At 55.2% G+C, this 24,844-nt stretch carries 12 protein-coding genes; 5 read left to right on the forward strand and 7 right to left on the reverse strand.

Annotated elements, in window-relative coordinates:
• Window positions 1–175: 175 nt before the first annotated feature.
• From ACXADJ_RS18880 to ACXADJ_RS18900, 5 genes are all read right to left on the reverse strand, one after another.
• Complete coding sequence (locus ACXADJ_RS18880; protein ID WP_475069060.1) at window positions 176–5,959, reverse strand: OmpA family protein; 5,784 nt, start codon at window positions 5,957–5,959, stop codon at window positions 176–178.
• Between the two features lie 96 nt (window positions 5,960–6,055).
• Window positions 6,056–7,306, reverse strand: a complete 1,251-nt coding sequence (locus ACXADJ_RS18885; protein WP_475069063.1) for a hypothetical protein — start codon at window positions 7,304–7,306, stop codon at window positions 6,056–6,058.
• A gap of 19 nt (window positions 7,307–7,325) precedes the next feature.
• A complete protein-coding gene (locus tag ACXADJ_RS18890; protein ID WP_475069067.1) occupies window positions 7,326–7,787 on the reverse strand; it encodes a hypothetical protein in 462 nt (153 codons plus the stop codon).
• Window positions 7,788–7,810: 23 nt separating this feature from the next.
• Entirely contained in the window at window positions 7,811–8,848 is a 1,038-nt protein-coding gene (locus ACXADJ_RS18895) for a hypothetical protein (protein ID WP_475069069.1), read from the reverse strand.
• A gap of 10 nt (window positions 8,849–8,858) precedes the next feature.
• On the reverse strand, window positions 8,859–11,414 hold the full coding sequence (locus tag ACXADJ_RS18900) for a hypothetical protein (RefSeq protein WP_475069072.1): 2,556 nt from the start codon (window positions 11,412–11,414) through the stop codon (window positions 8,859–8,861).
• Window positions 11,415–13,319: 1,905 nt separating this feature from the next.
• On the opposite strand from ACXADJ_RS18900, the gene acs reads away from it, so the two are divergent.
• Together acs and ACXADJ_RS18910 are read left to right on the forward strand one after the other, a co-directional pair.
• On the forward strand, window positions 13,320–15,269 hold the full coding sequence (gene acs, locus ACXADJ_RS18905) for an acetate--CoA ligase (RefSeq protein WP_028293104.1): 1,950 nt from the start codon (window positions 13,320–13,322) through the stop codon (window positions 15,267–15,269).
• A gap of 157 nt (window positions 15,270–15,426) precedes the next feature.
• Complete coding sequence (locus tag ACXADJ_RS18910) at window positions 15,427–16,110, forward strand: response regulator (protein WP_475069075.1); 684 nt, start codon at window positions 15,427–15,429, stop codon at window positions 16,108–16,110.
• 71 nt (window positions 16,111–16,181) lie between these two features.
• Here ACXADJ_RS18910 and ACXADJ_RS18915 read toward each other — a convergent pair whose 3' ends face one another.
• The gene (locus ACXADJ_RS18915; protein ID WP_475069078.1) at window positions 16,182–19,631 is read right to left on the reverse strand and encodes a PAS domain-containing hybrid sensor histidine kinase/response regulator; all 3,450 of its coding nucleotides are present in this window, start codon (window positions 19,629–19,631) and stop codon (window positions 16,182–16,184) included.
• Between the two features lie 579 nt (window positions 19,632–20,210).
• Between ACXADJ_RS18915 and ACXADJ_RS18920 the strand changes: the two genes are divergently transcribed.
• Both ACXADJ_RS18920 and ACXADJ_RS18925 read left to right on the forward strand, forming a co-directional pair.
• Complete coding sequence (locus tag ACXADJ_RS18920) at window positions 20,211–22,010, forward strand: DUF294 nucleotidyltransferase-like domain-containing protein (protein ID WP_475069080.1); 1,800 nt, start codon at window positions 20,211–20,213, stop codon at window positions 22,008–22,010.
• Between the two features lie 14 nt (window positions 22,011–22,024).
• Window positions 22,025–22,642 (forward strand): 3'-5' exonuclease, encoded by a 618-nt coding sequence (locus ACXADJ_RS18925; RefSeq protein ID WP_475069082.1) that lies wholly within the window; start codon window positions 22,025–22,027, stop codon window positions 22,640–22,642.
• A 1-nt stretch (window position 22,643) separates the two neighbouring features.
• Here the strand turns inward: ACXADJ_RS18925 and ACXADJ_RS18930 are convergent, their stop codons facing one another.
• Window positions 22,644–23,561, reverse strand: a complete 918-nt coding sequence (locus tag ACXADJ_RS18930) for an NAD(P)-dependent oxidoreductase (protein WP_475069084.1) — start codon at window positions 23,559–23,561, stop codon at window positions 22,644–22,646.
• Window positions 23,562–23,729: 168 nt separating this feature from the next.
• Here ACXADJ_RS18930 and ACXADJ_RS18935 point away from each other — a divergent pair, with 168 nt between their 5' ends.
• Window positions 23,730–24,803 (forward strand): GGDEF domain-containing protein, encoded by a 1,074-nt coding sequence (locus ACXADJ_RS18935; RefSeq protein ID WP_475069086.1) that lies wholly within the window; start codon window positions 23,730–23,732, stop codon window positions 24,801–24,803.
• The last annotated feature ends 41 nt before the right edge of the window (window positions 24,804–24,844 follow it).

The raw sequence follows: 24,844 nt of genomic DNA on the forward strand, positions 1-24,844 counted from the left end.
GCAATAGGTTTGTTTAAATTTTAGTCGGGTGTCGGGTGTCGGGTGTCGGGTGTCGGGTGTCGGGTGTCGGGTGTCGGGTGTCGGGTGTCGGGTGTCGGGTGTCGGGTGTCGGGGTCAGGAGAAGAAAAAACACTAGCCCAAAAACAAACAAGCCGCTGTTACAGCGGCTTGTTTGTTAGTTGAAGGAGCTGCGCATGCCGGACAGCGAGTTCTGGTCTGCCTTGATGCGAATCTTGATGTATGGGCCTTTGGCGGTGAAGTTGGCGGCTGAGAAGTCGTCGTCAACAAAACCGGTGAAGTTGTAACCTACACCCAACCAGGTGTTGGTCTTTGGAATCCAGCCAACCGACAGGCCTGCACCGTGGCTGGACTGACCTGCTTCATAGGAATGCAGGCGGCGGCCGTGAGCACCAATATCCCAGCGTTTGCTGATGTGGTGACGCCATTCGGCAGCCATGAAATCCACGGTGGCAGCGTAGTTCTCATCATCAAACTGGCTCAGGGTGCGCTTGATGCCGTACTGGCCAGTAATCTGATCGCGGTCGGTCAGGGCAAAGTTGCCGTGAACGTTGTTGATCAGCTTGCGGGTACGATCCGGCGCGCTGGAGCCGTCGCCGGATGCCGTCTGAACCCAGCGGGTTTGCAGCAGTACCGCATAACGGGATTGCTGCGGGCGAATGGCCAGGTCAAACATGGCGTCCAGTTGCTGATCGTAGCCGGTCGAGGCAATCGAGCGGAAGTAGTCGATGCTGGCACCGGTAGACAGGGTGTCACTGATCGGGTGGTACAAGCCGCTGGAGCCAACCCACTTATCGGTTTCTTCGCCATCGCGGTATTCCACCCGGTTGTTCCACTGCCAGGCGACGGTGTTGTAGCTGAAGCCGGTGTACGCCGCGTAGTACTCTTCAGTGGTGTCGGACGACTCGGCCGGCGCGTTGGATTCCAGGTTACGGGCCTGGTCGAAACCGAGGCTGGCGGTCCAGGCGTCGGTAATCGAGAAGTCCTGTACCAGACCGGACAGTGCCATCAGCTGGTAGGCATCGTCCTGCTTCACTTGTTCGATGCTTTGCTCGGCGGTAGCGCCTTTCCACGGCAGGGTACGAATACCAATGGTGGTACGCATTGGCGCTTCGCGGCTGAAGCCGGTTTCAAACGCCGAGAACAAGCTGGTGCGCTGGGTAAACTTGTAGTCGGCACCCAATACCAGCTGGTTGTAGGCATCGCTACGGCTGGTCACGTTGGTCAGTGCCGTGGCCGATATTTGCAGGCGGTCGTTCATCAACTGGTGACTGATACCCGCGGATATCTGATCGGTGTAGAGGTTTTCTTCTGCCGCTTCTGATTGTGCGGTTACCAGACCGAGGGCCGTCTGGGTGTCAGGAGAAACCGTGTGGTTCCACTCAATCTGGCCCTGGTAAGTATCGTAACCGGTTTCGAGAGTGTGGTGATGGAAGGCCACACCATTGATGCGGTCTTTATCGCCAAGGAACAGGCTGGCCTCAATACCTTCTTTACGGGTACCGTTTTCGCTGTCTTCGGTTTGGTCAACACCGTAGTTTTCGCCACGACGGCTGATGTAAGCCCGTGCCTGAACCTTCTCGGAGCGTTGGTTAACCTCCAGCAGGTAGGCGGAATCTTCAAACTCACCGGCGGTGTTGCTCTGGCGGCTCTTGCCCACTTCAGCCTTGATCTGGGTTTTGCCCAGTTCAACGGTGGTATCCACCGCAGTAATACGACCTTGCTGATCCGGCTGGTTCTGGTTAATCACAGAGACGCCGGCTTTCACCTTGTTGTTCATCAGCTTGACGCCCGCACGACCACCGGCCACGTAGCCCAGCTCGTCACCGTCGACTTCGTATTCGGCAACGATGTAGCGCGGGTTGAAGTTTTCGTCGGTGGCGCGAATCGGCTGTTTGAAGTAGATGGTGCCGTCGTAGTAATCGATCACGTAGTCGTAATCTTTCAGCAGCGGCGTTGAGCTAACGACCACTTCGCTGCGGTAACGGTCACGAACTTCCAGTGTGATGCTTTCAGACGCCGACACAATGTCTTCACGGCTCAGGCGGTAAAGACCGGAGGTGCCGTCACCCTGAATCACATCACGCACGAAACCATTATCGGTCTGTGACACAAAGGCGCTGGCTTCAAAGTGCTCGCCCTGGAATTCGGATTTGATCGCTGTCATACGACGGTTGTATTCCGCCAGCTCGGTCTGGTCGAGGCCGGTATCGACGTCACCGAACATGGCGTAGAAGCGGTCGCGCTCAATCCGCACGTACAGCTTGCGGCCTGAACTGGCATCCAGATGCTGTTCGCTGGCATCGCCATACAGGGTGTAGTATTGGTCGGCGTTGATCATGTGTGCGAAGGCTTCGGAACCTGGCTTGGCGCTGTCGTAGGCAGCGGTCAACAACCAGTCCCCGGCAACAGCACCCTGAGCGTAGAAGGCTACGCGGCCGTCGTGGTAGATGTTGTCGTCAACATCCGCAGCACGGGCGTTGGTCTTGTTGCCTTTGGTCTGGTTGTAACCCAGCGTCATGTCACCGATACCCACCAGAATCCACTCACGCGGCTCCGGCTTCAGCCAAACGCGGATTTCATCGGTCTGGCCGTTGGCGTAGTTAAAGGTCAGCGTGGCCTCACCGGCTTTGTTGGTTGGCGCCAGTCGAATTTTGGCAATACCGTCCTGGCCAATGGTGTACATCGGCTGGGCGTCTTCCAACAGCGGCGCAGATTCGGTTTGCTGCTTCTCGGAGTACAGCGCGTACGGAGAGGCAACGGACACCGCACCTTGCAGGTTTGGACGCAGTGGGTAGCCGTCCTTGTCGAACAGCTGTACGGCGACCACCGGGGTGTTGATACCGTCGGCCAACAGGATGCTCTGATCGCTCACCAGTTCTGCACGGGATGGGGTTTCCGCCAGCTGTACGCGGGAGTTGATGGTGTCTACCAGAGTGTCGTTGGCATCGTACACTTCAACGCGGAAACGGTTGGCGCCGGCTTCAATACCCACACCTTTCCACTTGGTTACCATCAGGCCATTGTCGCGGCTACGGAAAATCTGTTCGATGTTCAGTGCCGATACGGGCTTGTCGTCCAGGAACAGTTTGACCTTCTGGCTCTTGTGGTACTTGATGGCAATGTCGGTGGCCGAAATTTCCGGGCTACGATCCAACGGTGGCCATACCCAGGCAGGCTGGTTGTCTTGCTGCTTGAACCAGTTTTCGTCGAAGTCCGGCATCTTCGGCGCTTCGTAGACTTCGTCCTTGATATCCAGACGACGACGGTTCTTGAAGCGCATGGAGTCTACCGACATCTGCACTTTTTCGGTTTCGATCTGGGCACCGAGGGATTCCAGCTTCACCTTCGGATCAGCACCCAGCAGGTTTACTTCAACACGGCGGTTTTTGCTGCGGCCTTCCACGGTGTCGTTGCTGGCAATCGGGTCGGTTTTACCGCGACCTGAGGCGGCAATCTGCTCGTCCTGAAGGTGCAGGCGTTCTTTCAAATAGCCGGCAACAGCACCTGCACGGGCTTCGGACAGGGCTTGGTTATCCGGGAAAATATGGCGGCTGCGTGGTGCAATACGAGTGGTGTCGGTATGGCCGACCACTTCCAGTTGCAGGTTTTGCAGATCGGCCAGAGTGGTTACCACGCCGTCCAGCGTCAGCTTGTCTTCTTCGGACAGCTCGGCGAAGAAGACTTCGAATTTCGGTTGTTCTGGCTGCTCAATCACACCTTCCGCAGGTGGAATTTTCAGCTTGGCCAGAGTGGTCACCGGATTAACCTTGAAGCCTTTCTGGTCGTCGACGTCGAACATGGTGACCGACTTGGTCAGCAGTTCGCCCTGTTCGGTATCACCGGAAACCACGCCATTGAAGGTAATCACCTGGGTCCATTCTTTCGGCTTGTCGCCAAGGCGGAACAGCAGGGTAGTACCGAAACGTTCCGGGTCCATGGCTGGCTGACCGTCAATCAGTACCGAACCGGTGCGGTAGACAACGCCCTTCGGCAGTGAGATCAGCTGCTGAACGTTTTGTACTTCCAGTTCACCTTCACCGGTCAGCTTCAGTTCGTAAGCCAGCTGCTGATCAACCGGGGAGTTCAAGGCAATAGATACCGGGTCCTTGCGGTCCAGTGGTGCCAGGGTCTGGGTCAGCTGCTGGGATACTTCACCGGAAGGCGGCATTTTGCGCTTCAGGGTGTAGTCAACGCGCCACAGGGAACCCGGCTGGATATCAACAAACTGGCTGAAGTCGCGGCCAGCATGGAAGCCCAGGTTGTCACAGGTTTGCAGTTCCAGGTCGCCCGGCAGGGTGACGGTATCCAGTTGCACCACATGGGCACCAGCGGTGACGTTTTCGATGTGCCACTCACCGTTTTCATCGGTAACAACGTAGGTGCCGTCTTCCATAAACAGACGTACATCCGGCACACCTTCCTGCTCGGTTTCGTTCTCGCAGTCGCCGATGTAAACACGGCCGTAGAGGCGGGATTTTTCACGGAAGAACTCGTCTTCGATCTTCACCCGGGCGTTGGCGACGTTGGCGGTCAGCAGGTCGTCAATCAGCTCGACCTTGTTGGTCAGCAGGCCTTCGGCACCGGTGCCAATTTGCACAACATAAGTCAGTGACAGAGTGGCACCGGCTTCCATATCCGGAATAGAGAACAGCAGGGTGCGACCGTCGGCACTGATTTCAGGCTCATCGATGAGTTCGCCAGCAAAACGGGCGCTGCCAGCCTGATAGCGCATGCCAACAGGCAGTTGGTCGCGCAGTTGGCCGTCGCTCAGTTCCACATCGGCCAGCGTCAGGGTCACGGTGAAGCGAATAAAATCACCTACCGCTGCGGTGGTGGAGCTGGCACGTTTGCTCAACAACACGCCGGTGTCCAATGGGTCGGCTGGTACATCGGTCTGGAAAATATGATCGGTAACACTGAATACGCCGCCACGGGAGGCGCCATTGATGAGGAAATCGCCGTTCAGGGCAGCAATTTCGGCATCGCTGGTTTCGCCTGGGATCAGGTAGTTGCTGGGGCCTTCAAATTCCAGGTAGTAGCTGCCGTTTGGCAGATACGGGAAGCGGAAGCTGCCATCCGGGAAGCTTTCGCTGACGGCCAGTGCTGCAACCTCGGCGCTGTTGGCCGGGCCTGTGGTCAGTTCTGACGGGTAGGCGGTGACGCCATCGTCGTCGTAAACCGTGGCTGGCTGACCGGTTGCCTGATCCATGATACGAACCACTACGCCATTCAGCAGGGCGCCGGTGGTGGCATCGAATACACGGCTGAACGGGTCGAAATAGCCGTCGTCGGTGGCGGTGTCGGTGGCATCGGTTGGGTCGACGTAACTTCCCACGGCGATTTCGCCAGTGGTAACGGACAACACGCAGTTGTAGTTCTGCATGTCGTCACTGATGTCGGTGGTGTTGATCACACCATAGAAGATACCTGTGTCGACATCAGACTCGGTCAGTCGAACAGTCTCGACATCGGTACCATTTTCGTTCTGCAAATCCACATCCAGCTGGTCTACCCGTACCGGATTCAGGTTCTTGTCCTGATCCTCGACACGGATAACCACAGGTTCACCTACTTTAAAACCGTAGTCCTGGGCATTGATACCAAAGCTGCCTGGCAGGCTTTGGCTGGCGCCGGTCAACAGGGTGAATTCGTCGTTTGCAGTAAAGTTGCCACTGCTGTCGGAGCATTCGGAAGCGGCAATGTTGGCGCTTGCGGCACCGCTGGCATTGCTCAAATGCAACAGTTCGAGTGTGGCGGGTGTGGCTATTGGCGATGGGTTGGCTTCGCTGACATCCTGTACGGTAAAGGTTACCGAACCGGATTGACGCATGGCAGCCGCACCAACCTTGTAGTTGGCAATAGCGTGGTTGGTGACTTCAGTATCGGCGGGTGTGGCCGCGTGTGCCCACCCACTAATACCAATAATGACTGTTGCCATAATTCCCTGGCGAAACGACAGGCAGGACAGTGCCCGGGGCGTTGCCCCGTGCACTGTGTTCCATGCTCTATTCAACCTAGGAAACAGAGTCATGGCTTAGTCGATGGTTACCGAGATGAACACGGTTTCTTCAGCGCCGCCAGCGATGGTCAGGTCGTTGACCACGATGGTACTGCTGTAGGTAGTGCCGTCTACGGTGTTGCTGTACTGGTCAGCAGCGCTGCCTGCAGTAACTGCAGTTGCTGCATCGAAGTTAGCAGTAATGGTGGACGCATCGGTCAGAGTGGCCGTTTGCAGTTTCACCTGGTTAGCGGAGTAATCACCGGTTGCGGTTTCGTAGAAAGTTACGTCCAGATCCAGTGGGTCGGTTACGTCAATGCCGGAAGCATCTGCACGGCCGGTGTTTTTCACTTGCAGCTGGTACACAACCACAGCGCCCGGGATGGCGTATGGAGAGGTAGTGCCGTTCAGTGGGTCAGAGTAAACCGCGCTGGTTTTGATCAGTTCCAGTTGTGGCAGGAACAGTTCAACAGCGTCCTGGTGGGTTTCGGAGTTGTTGCCATCGGTGTCGGCGTAAACCACTTCAACGGCGTCGTTGTCGTTGCCGTCAGTGTCTTCAGCTGCCAGGCTCACACCCGTGGTGCTACCGTAGGCGGCGGTTGCGCCAGTCACTTCAGTTTCAACGATACCGATGGCCGCATCGTCACCGATGAAGTTTTCATCGTCCGCTACAACAAAGATGTAAACCTTGTTGTCAGCGTTGGTGTCGGCAGTGCCTGTGTCGTCAGATGAAATGTAACCGGTCAGCTTGTCCGCAGTGATTTCGGTATCCGCAGATGTGTCCAGAGTACCGTCTTCGCTCAGGTAGTACTTGAACGTACGAGCGGTGCTACCGCTGCCGTAAGTGGTCACGTCGAAGTCATCAACCAGGTTGGCAACGTTGGACGCGTTTTCAACCGTGGTATCGGTCATGGCAGTACCGCTCACAACGTCAGCAATGGTGCCGATGTTGAAATCAACGGATGCATTGCTCAGGTTATCCAGGCGGAACCCCAGTACAGGGTCGTCGGTCGCGCCGTCGTTCTGCTTGGTCAGGGTATCGGTATAGATACGGGTCAAGGCAAAGTTAACCTTGATATCCACCAGGAAGGTAGTCGGCGCATCAGCGTCGTCACCGTTCTTGGAAGAAACGGTTTCCTGAGTGGTGTTACCGGAACCTGAGCTGAAGGTCAGGGTTGCACGGTTGGCAATAGAGGTGCCCGCTTCGGTGCCAATGGCAGCAGCATCCAGGGATGTCATGCCCAAGGCAGCAATCGCAGGAACCCAGAGGGCTTTTTGCAATTTCATGGAAGTTCTCTCCTAGGTTTTAGTTGACGCGTACTTTGAATTCCACCGAGCCTTCAGAGCCCGGAGCAATCGCATCCAGGTTCCAACGGATATTGGTGATGTCTTCAGGACGAGCCTGTTGTTGTTTGCCATCTTTGATAACAAACAATTCAGCAGCGCGGGCAAAGGTTTGGCCCAGGTCTGCGGAATAGGTGATCTGGCTATTCAGGCCTTTGGCGCTGTTAGCCACGTACGTGGTTTTCTTGGGTACCGGGTTGTTGATCGCAACAGAGGTTGCGGCATCCGCACCGGTGTTGCTGTAGCTGATGCGATAACCAACGATATCGCCCGGTACCACTTTTTCGAGGCTCTGCCATTCTTCGGCCAGAGAACCGTCCGCCTGCTCAATCACGACCACCTTGTAGGCGGTATTGATCAGACTGACTTCTGCGATTGCGGCCAGTGGCATCAGCAGCAGGACTGCGATCAGGGATTTGAACATGCGCACGGTATTTACCTCTCTTCTTACTTGATTTCAGCTTGCAGCTGGATAACGAAAGTATCGCCGTCGTTGCGAGTACCCAGGTCTACATTGACAGTACCGCTGACGCCGGTAGCGTCATCGAAGTCACCTGAGTCAGTGTCGTCGGCGTCAGTCAGCGCGGCGCTGTCGAGTACCAGAGTACCTTCAACGTATTCCATGCTGGCTGGCAGTTCATCGCTTACGACCAGGCTGTCGACAGTGCCGTTAACCACTTCAACGTCGATCTGGTAGGTCACGATGGAACCAGGAACACGGGTAGTACCGCCGAATGGGTCAACGGTGCTGACAATGCTCTTGGTGATTTCAACAGTGGCAGTACCACCGCCAGTGCCAATTTGCAGGCTGCCGTTAGCGTCGTCGGTGTAGCTGGTGCCAATAACGGCATCCGGAGCACCACCGCTACCAACGCCAGAGATCAGTTCACCAGCCGTTGGGGTGGTGTCGCCGTGCTCGTCAACGGTTTCAGACAGTGCGGTCAGGGTCAGCTGGCTCAGGTCGTCCTGAACCAGGGCAGCACCGCCGTCACCGGTAGATGGAGTGTCGGCAACGATGAACAGGGTGGCGTCTTCGTCAGCAGCCAGACCAATGGAACCGGTACCGGAAGCGATTTCGGTATCGGCAGAGTTAAATGTGCCGTTGCCATCGGTATCGATGTAGATACGAACGTTGCTCATGTCGAAGGCATCGCCACTGGCGTTGACTGCTTCCAGTACGAAATCTTCAACGCCGTTACCGGTGTTGGTAACAACGAAGGTCAGCACCTGATCGGTGGCACCAGCGGTGGTGGATACGGAACCGCTGTTCTGGGACGTTACGTTAACGTTGATCAGTTCCAGAACGGTCAGCTCTACCTGGCTGCTTTTGGTCAGACCAGTAGCACCACCCGGCAGGTCGTAGGTCGCGGTCGCGGTGTTGGTAATGTCTGTACCGGCGGGTGTGCCGACGGCCAGGGCAGCGGTGCTGGCCAGAGCAAACGCAGCTCCGGTAACCAGACGCGTTGCGTTTTTGATCGTCATCATCGGGTGTCTCCTACTCGACTTTTACTTTGAATTTGAGCGTGAACTCTGGGTATTGCGTCCCGCTGGCTGCATTCATGGTGCCTTTGGGGGTAAAACGAATGTGGCTGACATTGGCGTTGAATCCTTCTGCGTCAACATCGGCACTGGGGTCGTACGTGAAGTCATTTCCGTCTGTGGAAAAATCGATATCGTCCGAGTTGTCGTCCAGCGCGTTAAAGCTGAATGACAAACCACTGGACACAGCACCATCGGTAAACACAAATGGCGCAGAACTGGATTGGTCGAGGTTGCCTTGCACAAACAGCGGCACCAGGTTCTCGACAGGGTCAACTACAGCAATGGTGTCCGCTTCGATTTCGCCGTCACCTTCGTTGCGAACGGTCAACGTGTACACCAGATAGCTGCCTGGAATGGCCTTTGGGTTATCAAACAGATTGACCGGGTCCCACTGTGCTTCGACGGTTTTGATCACCACAGGCTCTGGGCGGCCAACGACTTCAACGATGGCGGTGCGCTTGGCAGTGACCATACCTTCGTCACCTTCCAGGGAAGTAACAGAAAGCGTCCAGTCGCCAATGGCTGTGTCATCGGCAACGGTGTAGGGGCCGAATTGATAGACCTTAATTGCACCGGAGGAGGCGATTGGGGTAATTACTTCATTATTAACAATGGCATTATCGTTGTTATCGGTGATGGTCCAGCGGGTTTCGGTAATGTCTTCATAGCCAAATGGATCAGACACGACGGCGCGGAAGTAAACCGACGAGGTTTCCATCACTTCAGTAAGCTTGGAGTCTGCAGGGTAGGCATCTGTATAGGCACCCAGCTGATCAATATTGATGATGGTGTATGAGTTCAAGGCCACGTAAGAGGCGTTTTGCCAACCACTGCCTTGCGCCATCCGCAGGTTCATTGTTCTATTGTCGTTTTGTTGTTGATAAACAACAAAATTAAGCACGCTACCCGCAGGTATGACGGTTGGTGCGCCGGTAGAAATCGGCATGCTGATGGTGTTCAGGTTGTAACCATTACGGCTAACGGATACGCCATCAAACCATTCAGCAATGGCCGTACCTGAGCCTGCTACGCCATCGATATACAGACCGACACCCACCTCATGAGTACGATTACCACCACCTCCACGGCCACCTGGTGAGTTCAACCACAGCTGAACCGCAATGGCCTGTGACGTATCAATGCGTAAATCTGTTTGAAGCGCTGCCAACTGGAACACCTCATAGCCACCGCTATTGATGGTGAAGTTACTGGTGGTGTCTGTTGATGCTACCCGTGTGAGGCTGTTATCCATTTGTAAGTAGAGCGGTTTGTTGCCGGTGGTCGACAGCGCCTGGCCGACCACCACAGGCGAAGAGCTGACATTGACATCGGCATTGATGCCATCATTTATGGTTGCGGTATTGGTGATGGATGTTCCTTCGGCAACCGATTCATTCAGAGTGGCTTGCACGGTGATTGTGGCGCTGCCTGCTGCGGCGACATCAGCACCGGAAACAACGAAATAGCCTGCACCGTTGTTACCAGCAGGGGCAGGGAAGCTGGCGACGGAAGCGCCGCTCGGAATAGCGGTTACCTGGAAGCTGGCAAACTCTGCTGGCAGATGGTCGGTGACTGTAACTTCTGCATCAGCACTGCCCGAGTTATTCAGGGTGATCACATAAGTCAGGGTATCGCCAGCGCTGATCGAGGAGCCAATATCAGTTGTATCCAACTCCTTGGTAGAGCCTGACAGGTCTGGTGCACCAATGGTCATGGCCAGAGTGGCTGTGTTATTGCTGCTCTTGTTGTCGAATTCCACACCATTGACCGTAGCGGTCAGGTTCAGGCTGGTTTGTGTGGTTGCCGCAGTGCCCAACGACAGCGTCAGGGCAGGAGCCGTACTTTCATCGCTGATAGAGCGGTTTAACGTACAGGTAATCAGGCTGGTCGTCGCAGAACAGTTCCAGCTGTTGCCGGAGAACGAGTCCAGAGTCAAACCGTCCGTCAGTGGAATGGTAATAACGGTACCACTTGGCGCATTGCTCGGACCGTTATTGGTGGTGGTCAGTGTGTAGGTGGCGCTATTGCCGCGCACAACGCCGACAGAACCAGAAGACGTTAACTGCAGGTCGGCAACGGTCTTGTTGGGCACACTGAGAATTTCTGCCGACAGGAACACGCGATCCTGGCCCGAGGAGTAGATAGTGGTTGCGGATGTGTCACCTTCGGTCAGGTATTGGCCCACTTGATAACTGTCGATATCAACCCCGTTGGTTGAGCCAACCTGGTTGGAATAGCTGTTGAACTGGTTTTGCGCCGGGTTGTTGCCATCGGTCAGCTCGTTACCATTGAAGTAAAGGTCTTCCGTGGAATTGTTGTTGGACTGGGAGTTGCCCGCATCACCTTCCCAGGTAATGTGCGCATGGTGGCCTTCTTTCTGACCAGGATCGCTATCGATAATAAAGTTGTCCGGACGCAGGGTAATCGACGTGCCCTGAAACATCTGGAAACCATCAAAGATGTTTACAACGCGCAGGGGCTCGCTGGCTTGTTCGTATACGACAACCAAAGCCCAGCCACCATAGACTGTTGCTGTCGGACAGTAAGGGTTTCCCTCTTTTCCGCTGGTGAAACTCAGGTTGGACACTGATATGGATGAAGTGCCTGACGAAATCAGGTTGGTGACGTCTGCTTTTCCAGAAAAGTAAGTGAAATCATAGTCAACGCCGTTACCTTGGTAGTAGTAAAGAGTGTTGCCGTAATAAACGTATGCCTGCTCGGATATAACCGAGGTGTAGACGCGGTCGGCCGTAACAGGAACTCCATTGAGGCTAACGGTAGTGTCGGCGGTTTCTCCGTTCCCTGACCAATAGAGGAATGCTGCTTCAATGTTGGCGCCATTAGGGACGGTCAGTGTCGATGTGGAAGCACCTTGAATAGCATCGCACTCTAAGCCATCTGCGTCAGGTCCTGCTCTAAAGCTGCCACCGGTCAGTGCAAAGTCCATGTTCCCCGCAAAGGTTTCCGTCAACGTTACTGGCGTATCTGCCTGTGCGCTGGAAACGGAAAGGATACTGAACACCATCCATGCAAATACAAAACGCAACAAAGCCCCGATGCTGAGCACCGGAGCTTTCATTGCGTATGTAAATAATTCGCACTTCTTATTGCACATGGCGATTTGTATCTGCTTGAACCTGTTACGGAGTTATAAAAATCGGCAGGCAATAGTATGTAATGTAACGAATCGTAGTCAATTGGTTGGCAAGATTGTCAGTAATCGATTCTTAGCATGTAAAACGTTACATTCGTAATATGGTCGGACAATCCAAAAAAGATTGAATGGTGGGGTTAGACAATGGTTCTTTGATGGCCTTATTGTTCGTCTGATGGTGCTATTAAGCCGTGAAAATGAGAGATGTGAACTGGTTGGCACTTTTCCCGTTGCTGGGGCTTAAATGGTAAAGAAGTGTCAAGATAACGGATTTTGAGCCATGAAGGGCGGGCTTTGTCATGGCGATCGGAAAGATTATCAGGCTATTGAGTTTGCTAAGTGTTTTGTCAATTGATCGGCGTCAAAAAATTGTTCCTGTGATATGAACAATTAACACATGATAAGTAGGTGTTTGGTTAGCCGTTAATGGCGCTTTAATCACTCACTGAATGCATGGAATTATTGTTAAATGATATTTTACGCAATGTAACGGTTTTATTTTTCCAATATGTGAATTGCGTTCATATCCTGTATATCAGAACTAATATTTATCGAGTGTTTTTTATATTAATCCAATACCAAAGTACTGGCTCTCTGGCTGCTTGGTATAACTACTTAATACGACCCGAATCACCTGAAAGGCTGCTACAGATCTGACCGTTGGCAGTGCTAATCTCGGTCCCAAGGGCCCTCTGGATAACTCGGTGCCCACTCTGGATGATAGGGCGAAGCTGAATCACGAAGCTGATTTGAAGGCCTGATGGGTCAAGTCAAAAATCAGCGACACAGAGTCAGCGATGCCCTGTCATCCCCGTAGGGCGCGGCCTTCAGTTCGCCAGAACGGTGTTGGCGAATTTGGAAAGGGCTAGCCATTCCGCTGCATTCGCCGCCTTGTTCTGACAACCTGCAGGACTCGCGCAGAGCTGTGCAGAGTTATTCAGAGGGTCCTTTATTAACAGTGAACTGGCGTTGTTTGCCGCTGTTCAGGAATGCGTGGCCTTGAGGGTTGTGCATTTTGACGGTTTCTTTTGGCTATCGTGCGTTCGATTTGAAAAATCTTTCTGAATCATGGGCTTGGAGCTGTCAGGAAGGGAATTTTTGCGGCGGTTTTGGGGCGTCCCCAAGGCCGCAGGCGCGAATAGACCATTGTCTAATGTTGCCGACCGGTAGCAATGACCAATATGAATGCAAAGCGGCTGGCGACACTGTCCTGCGTATATGGATTCGCGATTACACATAATAAGTAGAGGGGAGAACGCGATGAGCGACCAGAAGGTTTATCCGGTAATGCCGGAGTTTGCCGACTCGGCCTGGATCGATAACGACAAGTACCTGCAAATGTACCAGCAGTCTGTAGTCAACCCGGATGGGTTCTGGCGTGAGCAGGCGCTGGAGCGCATCGACTGGATGCGTCCTTTCACCAAGGTTCGCAACGTATCCTTCGACGACCACAACGTCGACATCCGTTGGTTTGAAGACGGCGCCACCAACATGGCGTACAACTGTCTTGACCGTCATCTCGAAACCCGTGGCGACCAGACGGCGATCATCTGGGAAGGCGATAACCCGGACGAAAGCAAATACATCACCTATAAAGAGCTGCACGAAGAAGTATGTCGCTTCTCCAATGCCCTGCGCAGCCAGGGTGTGAACCGTGGTGATGTTGTCTGCATTTACATGCCAATGATTCCAGAAGCCGCAGTTGCCATGCTGGCCTGTACCCGTATCGGTGCGGTTCACTCGGTGGTGTTCGGTGGTTTCTCTCCGGAAGCACTGGCTGGCCGTATTGAAGACTCCAACGCCAAGGTTGTGATCACTTCCGACGAAGGCGTTCGTGCTGGCAAAAAAGTGGCTCTGAAAGCCAACGTTGACGAAGCCCTGACCAACCCGGCCATCAAGTCGCTGGAAAAAGTCATCGTCGTCAAACGTACCGGTTCTGACGTTGCCTGGCATGGCCACCGCGACGTCTGGTACCACGACCTGATCGCCGTCTCTTCTGAACACCATCAGGCAGAGCCGATCGACTCCGAAGATCCACTGTTCATCCTGTACACCTCCGGCTCCACCGGCAAGCCAAAAGGTGTGGTGCATTCCACTGGCGGCTATATGGTGTGGGCATCGATTACGCATCAGTACGTGTTCGACTATCACGATGGTGACGTGTACTGGTGTACTGCGGATGTGGGCTGGATTACCGGTCACACCTACCTGATTTACGGCCCGCTTTTGAATGGTGGTATCACGCTGATCTCTGAAGGCGTGCCAAACTACCCGGCGATCAACCGCTGGAGCCAGATTGTTGACAAGCACAAGGTCAACATCCTGTACACCGCACCAACGGCTATCCGTTCCCTGATGGCAGAGGGCACTGCGGCGGTTGAAGGCACTTCCCGTTCTTCCCTGCGTTTGCTGGGTTCTGTGGGCGAGCCAATCAACCCGGAAGCCTGGGACTGGTACAACAAGACCATCGGTGAAGAGAACTGCCCGATCGTGGATACCTGGTGGCAGACCGAAACTGGCGGCATCATGATTACGCCGCTGCCAGGTGCAACAGCACTGAAGCCGGGTTCTGCGACCCGTCCATTCTTCGGTGTGCAGCCTGCGCTGGTGGATAACACCGGTATGATTCTGGAAGGTGCCACTGAAGGTAACCTGGTGATGATCGACAGCTGGCCGGGTCAGTCCCGTACCGTGTACGGTGACCACGAGCGTTTCGTTCAGACCTATTTCTCCACTTTCCGTGGTATGTACTTCACGGGTGACGGTGCCCGTCGTGACGAAGACGGTTACTACTGGATCACCGGCCGTGTGGATGACGTGATCAATGTATCCGGTCACCGCATGGGTACCGCAGAAGTGGAATCGGCACTGGTTGCTCACCCGAAAGTGGCTGAGGCTGCTGTGGTTGGCTACCCGCACGATATCAAGGGGCAGGGCATCTACGTATACGTAACCCTGAACTCAGGCGAGGAAGCGAGTGACGAGCTGGCGCAAGAGCTGCGCAAGTGGGTTCGTACCGAGATTGGCCCGGTTGCTACTCCGGATCTGATTCAGATCACTCCCGGACTGCCGAAAACACGCTCTGGCAAGATCATGCGTCGTATTCTGCGCAAGATCGCCGCCAACGAGCACGATGCGCTGGGCGATGTGTCCACGCTGGCTGACCCATCTGTTGTTGATGTACTTGTTGATAACCGCAAGAACCGCTGATCCAATCCGTGTCTTGTGAGTATCCTTTCAACGCCGGTTGCAGATTATCTGCAACCGGCGTTGTTTTTTGTAGAAAATGCTACTAGTGTCGGACGTCAGCAACAGAGACGTTGCCAGGATTAAGTAACGGCCTTTTGCTGTTCGCTCTGGAGGACCAATGCAGTTAGCCAATAAAATAATAATTGCCGATGACCATCCTTTGTTCCGCACTGCCATGCAGCAGGCGGTGAAGCAACTGGTACCCGACGCCGAAATACCTCAGGCAGAATCCCTGCCAGACCTGCAAAAGCTGGTTGAAGAACACACCGACGCCGATCTGGTGCTGCTGGATTTGCAAATGCCGGGGGCTCACGGTTTTTCAGGACTGGTGTTCTTGCGCTCGCATTACCCGGAGATTCCGGTGATTGTGGTATCTGCGGCAGAAGACCCTGCCTTGATGTGTCAGGCCATTGATCATCAGGCATCCGGTTACATTCCCAAATCGGCACCATTGGAAAACATTGCCGTGGCGATTCAGAAGGTGCTGGAAGGTGATATCTACTTGCCGGAGGCGGCACGTCGTCATCAGCATCAGCCAAACCAGAGCGCACTGGATCTGGCCGACCGTCTGGCCAGCTTGACCCCACAGCAGTTCCGGGTGCTGACCATGATGTCTGAGGGCATGCTGAACAAGCAGATTGCGTATGATCTGGACGTCAGTGAAGCCACCATCAAGGCCCATGTGACGGCGATTTTCCGCAAGCTGGGCGTACGTACCCGCACACAGGCCGTGATTGCCGTTCAAAGCCTTGATATTGAAAAACCAGAACAGCAGATCAGTGCCAGCCAGCCGGCCAGCTGAGCGTTGTTTGCAGGGGGAGCGGTTTGCTCCCAGCCTGCTGTTATCGCCTCTGGGCCGTTGTTTGTACGGCCTTACTGACTCACCATCTTGCGAATCACCGCTCGCAGAGCCGCCGGACGAATCGGTTTCTTGAGGAAGTAATAACCCAGCTCACGTGCCTCGTTAGCAACCGAATCCCGTGGATCAGCGGAAATCAGGATGCCGGGCAGTTGTGGGTCGTTGAAATGCTCACGTAGCCAGTTCATGGCTTGTAAGCCGGTCTCGTCGTTGTCCAGCTGATAGTCGGCCAGCATGATGGCAGGCTTGAACGGGATATCGCGGGCGCCTTGCAATGAATCGGTGGCATAGAGATCACATTCCCAGGTATTGAGCAGCGCTTCCATGCCGGCCAGCACTTCGGGGTCATTGTCGATGCAGAAGGTTGGCATGCCGGTAAAGCTGCTGCTTGCCATCGGGGTTGGCGTCGCAGTCGTTGCGACACTGGCTTGCGGTTCCGCCAACGGCACTGTGATGCTGAAGCAGGTGCCTTTGCCGGGTTTCGACTGCACCTTGATATCGTGCCCCATGCGTTTGGCCATGCGTTCGACAATGGCCAGTCCCAGCCCCAGCCCTTTGGTGTCCTGCTTGCCTTCGTTGAGGCGTTTGAACTCACCAAAAATATCCACCAGCTTGTGCTCCGGAATACCAATGCCGGTATCCCACACCTGAATCATGACGTTATCGCCGCGCTTGCGGCAGCCAACCAACACCTTGCCATGCTCGGTGTAGCGCACGGCGTTACTGATCAGGTTCTGAATGATGCGGCGTAGCCAGTGGGAGTCGCTGCTGACCCAAAGCCCTTGCACCGGCCGAACCGTCAGACTCAGTCCTTTGTCGGCGGCCAGTGCCGTAAATTCATCGGTCAGTGGTTTCAGCACCGACGCCAGCTCAATGGGGTGGACGCCGGGTTCCATGGCACCGGCATCCAGTTTGGCGATTTCGACCAGCACTGATAGCACGTCTTCGGAGGATTGCAGCGCCCCCTCCAGGTGATCGAGCAACTGCTGCTGTTCGTCGTTTAGCTGTTTTTGCGCCAGTGTGGAAGCAAACAGCTTGGCGGCGTTCAAGGGCTGCATCAGGTCGTGACTGGTGGCGGCCAAAAAGCGGGTTTTGGAGTGGTTGGCTTCAATCAGTCGAGCGGTCAGGTCGTCGAGCTTGGCGGTACTTTTTTCCACCCGTCGTTCAAGCGAGGTGTTGGCTTCCCGTAATGCCTGTTCCGCCTGACGGTGAACGGTAATGTCGGTGAAACTGGTAACGAAGCCACCGTCCGGCATTGGGTGGCCTTGCATGTAAATGACCTGTCCGTTGGGTAACGAGCGCTCAAACGCATGGGCCGAGCCATGGCGCAGAAAATCCATCCGTCGGCTTACTTGCTCCTCAATCTCCCCAGAGCCACAAAAGCCACGTCCGGCGTTAAAGGCAATCACTTCCTGAATGGGTTTGCCGGTGTGGATAAACCCCGCAGGGTAATTGAAAATTTCCAGATAGCGGCTGTTCCAGGCGACCAGATTGAGGTCGCGGTCGACCACGCTGACCCCTTGTTGCAGGTGCTCTACCGCGGCCTGCAGCTGGTCGCGGCTCATGGCAAACGCTTGGCTGGCTTCCGATGCCAAAAAGGCCAGATCGCGGATCTGGATGCGTTCGCCGCCCAGTAGGGTTGAAAAAATAACCCGCGCTGACGACGACCCCATGATCGACGCCAGCAGCTTCTCGGCTTCCTGCAACAAGGAGGCGGTGGCGTGGGCATTGTTGTACTGAATGCCATGGCGGGACTGGTAGTCGTTGAAGAAGTCTTCCGACTTGCTGAAACCAAGAATCCGCTCCAGCACCACTCGTACGTCGTCGACCTTGCAGTCGAATGCCGGCGCCAGATCGCCGGGCTGATTGAGCGAACGAGCCGAGGTAAAGTCACCGGCCAGCATGCGTTCCCGCACCGAGGCATTGGTGACGATGGAAAACAGAAAGTAGAAAAACACGTTGGCGGCCAGGCTCATCAGGACGCCGACACTGAAGTCGTCAATGTCCATACCAACGGCCATTTCGGTCAGCTGGCGGCCTTCCATACCGGGTACGGTTTGGGTGATGAATGGCCACATCAGGCCGTAGAACCACACGCTGGTGCCTGCCAGCAAACCGGCAATGGCACCCTGACGATTGCCTCCTTGCCAGAACAAACCACCGATCAACGGCGGAGCAAACTGGGCGGCGGCCGCAAACGACAGCATGCCAATGGCCGCCAAAGAATCGAACTGGCCAACCAGCCGATAGAACAGATAAGAGCCCAGCATCATCACCAGAATCACCAGTCGGCGTACGGTCAGAATCAGGTTACGTACCTGACTCGAGCGTTGCAGGTCTTCCTGTCCCCGCTGGCGGAACAGCGCTGGCAGCACCATTTCGTTCGACACCATGGTGCTGATGGCAATGGTGGCGACAATGATCATGGCGGTTGCGGCACTGCCGCCGCCAATAAAGGCCATGATCGCCAGCGACTCATGGCCCAGCGCCACGGGCAAGCTGAGCACATAGGTGTCGGGTGAGAAGCCGATATCCTGCATAAACAGATGGCCGGTAAGTGCTACTGGCACCACAAAAATCATCATCAGCAACAGGTACAAGGGGAACAGCCAACGGGCGGTTTTGATGTGGCGGATGGACTCGTTTTCAATCACCGACACCTGAAACTGTCTTGGTAGCGCTAGCATGGCAAAACCGGCCAGCAGGGTTTGCAGCATAAACGACAGGCTGATCAGGTCGCTGTGCATCAGCGGGTGGTCTGGCAGTACTTCCTCGGTTAATTCCAGTAGGTCGGCGGGGGAGTCGTACAGGTAGCTGAAGACCCATAAACCGACGGCCACAAACGCCACCAGTTTCAGCAGTGATTCAAAGGCGATCGCCAGCATCATGCCGGGGTGCTGCTCACTGGCATCGATGTCGCGGGTACCAAAGATAATCACAAACGACGCCATCGCCAGACTGATGTAGAAGGCGGTATCTTCCCAGAAGGTTTGGACCCCGTCGGGCTCGCGTCCAAGCGGCAGGGTCAGCAGCTCAAAGGTGGTTGAAATGGCCTTCAGTTGAAGCGCGATGTAGGGCACCACGCAAAGAATGGCGACCAGGGTTACCAGCACCGCCAGGGTGTGGTCGCGGCCGTAGCGTGTGGCAATAAAGTCGGCAATCGAGGTAATGCGCTTTTCCTTGGCGATACGCACAATCTTCGCCAGCAAACGCCAGAACACCGTGATAAAAATGATCGGCCCAAGGTAAATCGACAGAAATACCCAACCGTTCGATGCGGCCTGGCCCACTGCGCCATAAAAGGTCCACGAGGTGCAGTACACCGCCAATGCCAGCGAATAGATAAACCCGGTGTTGTGAATTGGGCGGCCACATTGGGCGCGGCGGTCGCCATACCAGGCAATACCAAACAGGGTGGCGATGTAGAGGGCCGAGATAATGACCAGCTGCCAAACGGGTATCATGCAAATCCTTCTTGCGCTTTGGGAGGTTGGGGCGGCTCGACTCCTGATCCGCAGGCTGTCGTTCGACCTTGAATGCCGACATCATAGCAACATCCCCCTGTGGGGTGTTTGCTTTGCTTGCTCTGTATCAGCGTCTTCCGCGATCGGGGGGCATCTATTTAATCCGGTGCTCACTCTGGGCTGCCGGATGGTTTCGAATCACGAAGCCGACTTGTAGGCCTGACGGGTCAAGTCAAAAGTCGGCGACACAGAGTCGAGATCATCCGGCAGCCCCCGCAGGGCGCGGGTTACCGTCGCCCAGTGCGGTGTTGACGAACTTGGAAAGACTCGGCCGGACAGGTTCGTCATTCCGCTGCATTCGTCGCCTTGCCCTGAACAACGGCAACGCTCGCGCAGAGTCGTGCAGGATTAAATAGATGTCCCCCATCGCCATATTCTTTGGTCATATGGTGTTTGGCTAGTGGCTGGATGAGACTTGGAGGGTTAGGGATTAGTGAAAATAATAAAGATGGCTAAAAGGATGCGGAGCTGTTCAGGCTCGGCGTCCGTTGCCGAATGGTCGATTGCCACGGAGTCGCCATGACGATCCAGATCAACCTCAACCAACCACCGTTTACTTTCCTTTCCAACGAACAGCTGGAATGGCTGACCCGTCGTCTCGATCTGGTGTTTTTCGCGGCGGGGGCCACCATTCTTGATGTTGGCGCCGCTGCACCCGGTGTCTACATCGTTTACAAGGGCGTGGTGGAAGAGATCGACCCGGCCGACAATCGGGTGTTCAGCCAATACGGCAAGGAAGACCTGTTCGATGTGCGGGCGGTGCTGGAAAGCGGCTGCAAGCACCGTTATGTCGCGGTGGAAGAAACCCTCTGCTACCTGTTACGTGCCGACGACTTTATTCAGCTGGTGGAGCAATCCGACGACTTTTCGGTGTACTTCAACACCGACCTGGGTACCCAACAGTCGATGGTTGAGCGCCAGGATTCCAGTGTGTCGGAGTTTATTTTGTCGCGGGTCGATGGTGATGTGATTCGCACACCGGCGTACGTTTCGGCCCAGACCCAGCTGTCGCGGGTGGCCGAAATGATGTTCGACAAAAAGCAGGATGCGGTACTGGTGCGTAACGGTCAGGAAATCGGCATCATCACCGGCACCGATTTACTGAAGGCTACCTTGCTGGGGGATAAAACCAAACAGAGCAAGGCGGTCGATGTGGCCCAGTTCAACCTCATTGAAGTTGAATACGGCGAGTTTTTGTTCAGCGCCCTGCTGAAAATGACCCAGCACCAGATCGAACGGGTGATCGTCCGCCGCGAAGGGCAGATTGTCGGCTTGCTGGAGCTGATGGACATGCTCAGTACCTTCTCGACCCATTCTCACATTATTGCCATGCGGATCGATCAGTCGCGCTCGCTGAAAGAGCTGGTGGTGGCGGCCGGGCGACTGGAAACCCTGATCGAAACCCTCAATGGTCAAGGGGTGAAAATTACCGCCTTGACCGAGCTGATTACGACGCTGAATCGCCGCCTGATCAACAAAGCGTTCGAGCTGATTTTCCCCGAGCGATTACGCAAGTCGGTGTGCATTCTGGTGCTCGGTAGTGAAGGTCGTGGCGAGCAGATTCTGAAAACCGACCAGGACAACGCCATCATTCTGGAAGACGAACACGACAAGGAAGCAGTGCTACCGTTGCTGCAACAGCTGCATCAGGCGCTGCTGGATTTTGGCTATCCGCCGTGTCCCGGTGGGGTGATGTTCGTTAACGATATGTGGATCAATACGGTGGAAGGCTGGCAGGGCAAGGTCAAACGCTGGCTGGAGTCCGGCAAGCCGGAAAACATGATGAACATGGCCATTTTTATGGATGCCGAACCGGTGTGCGGTAACCCCGAGTTATTCAAGCCGGTGAAGCAGAGCTGGCAGCTGGAGTCCCTGCGCAACAGCATTGCTTCGGCGCGCTTCGCCAAGCAGGCGCTCAATTTCGAGACGCCACTGACGTTCCTTGGCAACATTCGTGAAGACGACGGCAAGATCGATATCAAGAAGGGCGGCATCTTTCCGCTGGTGCATGGCATTCGCTCACTGGCGTTTGAACACGCGATCGATGAATGTGGCACGCTAGAGCGACTGGAACTGCTGAAGCAGCGAGAGGTGCTGGACGCCGATACCGTGCAGGGGCTGCGTGACGCGCTGATTTTCTTTTTGCGCATTCGTTTGCGTCAGCAGCTGGAGCGTGACGGCGGCGAACGGGGGCTGAGTCAGCAGCTCGATGTTAACCAATTGCGCAGTGTCGATCGCAATATGCTGCGCCATGCCTTGCACCGGGTGAAAAAATTCAAGCAGTTGCTGACCCAGCACTTCCATCTGGACAGCTTTTGAACGGTGGTTAGACGATGTTAAGACGCTGGTTTGAAGATCACTTACCGGGCCGGTCCCGACCACAAGGACGCTGGAGTTTCATGGCGGAGCCCTATGGTGGGGATGAAGTGGTGGTGCTTGATTGCGAAACCAGCGTCTTTGACAAGAAAAAGGGCGAGTTGCTGAGCGTTGCGGCGGTGCGCGTAAAGGGCAATGAAATCTTTCTGACCGAAGCGCTGGACCTGACTATCCGCTCCGACGCAGTGACCGACCCGGATGCCGTGCGTATTCACTACCTGCGACGGGAAGACCGACTGGCGGGCATTGAGGTTGAGGACGCCATCGAGCAGTTGCTGGCGTTTATTGGTAATCGACCGATTTGCGGGTTTTATATCGAGTACGACCGCGCCATTCTTAACCGCTATATCAAGCAGCTGTACGGCTTCAAACTACCGAACCGGTTTATCGAAGTATCGGAGCTGTATGTGAAGGCCAAGCGCCGTCATCATATTCACGAAGTGCATCTGGATTTGCGGTTCGAAGGGCTGGCGAAGGATCTGCAAGTGCCGATGGTAGAACGTCACACCGCCATGGGCGATGTGATTTCTACAGCGCTTATGTATATCAAACTCAGCGGCTTTAAAAAGACCTGATTTATTTCAGGCTGGCGATGTTTTCCGCCGTCAGTCGAACGATGTTCTGGCGGGCTTCCGGGGTAATCCAGGCGTTGTGTGGCGTCACAATCAGGTTCAGGTCTTCGCCCATGGCGTCCAGCAGCACATGGCCGTTAACCGGCGGCTCTTCTGGCAATACATCCACCGCCAATCCACCCAGCTGGCCCTGACGCAACGCGTTCAGGCAGGCTGCCTCATCAATGATCCCACCACGGGCACAATTCACCACCACACAGCCGGGTTTGATGGTTTTTAGTGACTCTTCATTCAATAAATGTCGAGTGGATTCCGTTAATGGGCAATGAAAGCTGACAAAATCCGCCTCCGCCAGCAAGGACGATAAAGGCGGGCGGGGGTCGTTGGCGGCTCCTGCACGGGCAGCAAACTGAACCTTTACACCAAAAGCTTCGGCCAGCCGTGCAACGGCATTGCCGAGGGTGCCCGACCCCACAATCACCAACTGCTTGCCAGCCAGTTGTGTTGTCGCTCGTCCCATCAGGCAAAAGAACGGACTTTGCTGCCACTGACCAGCTCGCAAGTCGTGCTGATAGGCCGGTAAACGGCCTGCCAGCGCCAGCAACAGCATCAGTGTGTGCTGGGCGACAGAGTCTGTTCCGTAATTGAGGGCATTCAGAACAGGAACCCCAGCGGCCTTTGCTGCGTCCATATCAATATTATTGATGCCTGTCGCCACCACGAGAATACCTTTCAGGTGAGTCATGGCGTCGGCATCAATCCGGACCTTGTTGGTAATGACCAGATCAATACCTTGCAAGCGTTCGGTCAGTTGTTGTGGCGATGTGGTTCCGTACAGCACCAGTTCGCTGACTTGTTCACGAATCGGATCGAGATTGATGTCATCGCCGAGAGAGTCAGCATCCAGAAAAGCCGCGCGCATTGGGTGTCCTTGTATCGATTGAAGATCGTTTTACCGAGCTGCCAGCGCTTTCAGTGAGTCCCGTGTGGGAACGGCTGAGAGCGTGGCGTGTTATTCAGTCTGTCAGAAGGTAACAGCTAATGTATCAGCCCGAAAGCCGCTTGCGGCCCCCCTTCAAGGTTGCCACCTATGCCTGAATTGCCGACCCTCATTCAGCGCCAGACGCATCAGAATATGCTGTTGGGCTTCTGCCGTCTGGCTTTCGTTCTGGTGCTGTTGGGCACTCTGCTGCGGCCGTTGGTGGTGACCTTGTCACCGGTGTTTACCTGGTTGGGACTGGCCAATCTGGTGGCTCTGGCAACCGCTTATGTGGCTATTCGGTCGCGTCTTTTCCCCAACCACGGAATCTGGATCATGTTGGCGGTGGCGATATTCAGTCTGCTGCCTCTGCTGCTGGTCTCCGGCGGTGTGAACAGCCAATTCGGGTGTTTGTTACCACTGGTGCCGATGGGGGCTGCGCTACTAGGCGGCCGTATCGAGTCGCTGGCGGCCGCGGCAGTACTGGTGCTGAGCATCATAGCCATGATGATTGCAGGCCCGCGAGTGATGGATTTGTCGGGCGAACCCTGGATCGCCGCCAAGGCATTGCCGCGTGGGTTCTGGATGATCCTTGGGGTTATTGCCGGTAGCTATTTTGGCCTGACATTTCTCAAGCGTACCCGTAACCTCAATCAGGAGCTGGTCGATCTGGCCAACAGTGATCCATTAACGGGCCTGCTGAACCGGCGCGGTTTCTCCAATGCCATGCGGCGGCTGATGAATCAGCAGCGTCAGGATGACGAAGGCCTGAGCCTGCTGTTGCTCGACATTGATCATTTCAAAACCATCAACGACCGCTATGGTCACGACATCGGTGATGAGTGCCTGATCAAGGTGGCCGAACGCCTGAAAAGCTCCATTCGTGGCTCTGATCTGGTGGCGCGATTCGGCGGCGAGGAATTTATTGTGGCGCTTGCCAATGCCTCACCGTCCCAAGCCATCGAGGTTGCTGAAAAGCTGCGTCTGGTGGTTCAGGCAATGTCGGTACGAGGCGTCAGCGACCCGATCACGGTTACCATCGGTGTGGCAGCCTGTCATGGCGGGGTGTGTGATCAGACCAGTATGATCAAGGCAGCGGATAACGCGCTGTATGAAGGTAAGCAGGGCGGCCGTAACCGGGTGGTGATGGCGGATTGTTCGCTGGTGGAAGACATTGAAATCTGACATCTGACACCTGACACCTGACACCTGACACCTGACACCTG

The organism is Oceanobacter sp. ABM4_470 (assembly GCF_056158645.1).

What these genes read in the sequence shown, in the direction of transcription:
- acs (WP_028293104.1), top strand. Translation starts at nt 13,320, where the DNA reads ATGAGCGACCAGAAGGTTTATCCGGTAATGCCGGAGTTTGCCGACTCG.
- ACXADJ_RS18910 (WP_475069075.1), top strand. Translation starts at nt 15,427, where the DNA reads ATGCAGTTAGCCAATAAAATAATAATTGCCGATGACCATCCTTTGTTC.
- ACXADJ_RS18895 (WP_475069069.1), bottom strand. Translation starts at nt 8,848, where the DNA reads ATGATGACGATCAAAAACGCAACGCGTCTGGTTACCGGAGCTGCGTTT.
- ACXADJ_RS18915 (WP_475069078.1), bottom strand. Translation starts at nt 19,631, where the DNA reads ATGATACCCGTTTGGCAGCTGGTCATTATCTCGGCCCTCTACATCGCC.
- ACXADJ_RS18890 (WP_475069067.1), bottom strand. Translation starts at nt 7,787, where the DNA reads ATGTTCAAATCCCTGATCGCAGTCCTGCTGCTGATGCCACTGGCCGCA.
- ACXADJ_RS18930 (WP_475069084.1), bottom strand. Translation starts at nt 23,561, where the DNA reads ATGCGCGCGGCTTTTCTGGATGCTGACTCTCTCGGCGATGACATCAAT.
- ACXADJ_RS18885 (WP_475069063.1), bottom strand. Translation starts at nt 7,306, where the DNA reads ATGAAATTGCAAAAAGCCCTCTGGGTTCCTGCGATTGCTGCCTTGGGC.
- ACXADJ_RS18920 (WP_475069080.1), top strand. Translation starts at nt 20,211, where the DNA reads ATGACGATCCAGATCAACCTCAACCAACCACCGTTTACTTTCCTTTCC.
- ACXADJ_RS18880 (WP_475069060.1), bottom strand. Translation starts at nt 5,959, where the DNA reads ATGGCAACAGTCATTATTGGTATTAGTGGGTGGGCACACGCGGCCACA.
- ACXADJ_RS18935 (WP_475069086.1), top strand. Translation starts at nt 23,730, where the DNA reads ATGCCTGAATTGCCGACCCTCATTCAGCGCCAGACGCATCAGAATATG.
- ACXADJ_RS18925 (WP_475069082.1), top strand. Translation starts at nt 22,025, where the DNA reads ATGTTAAGACGCTGGTTTGAAGATCACTTACCGGGCCGGTCCCGACCA.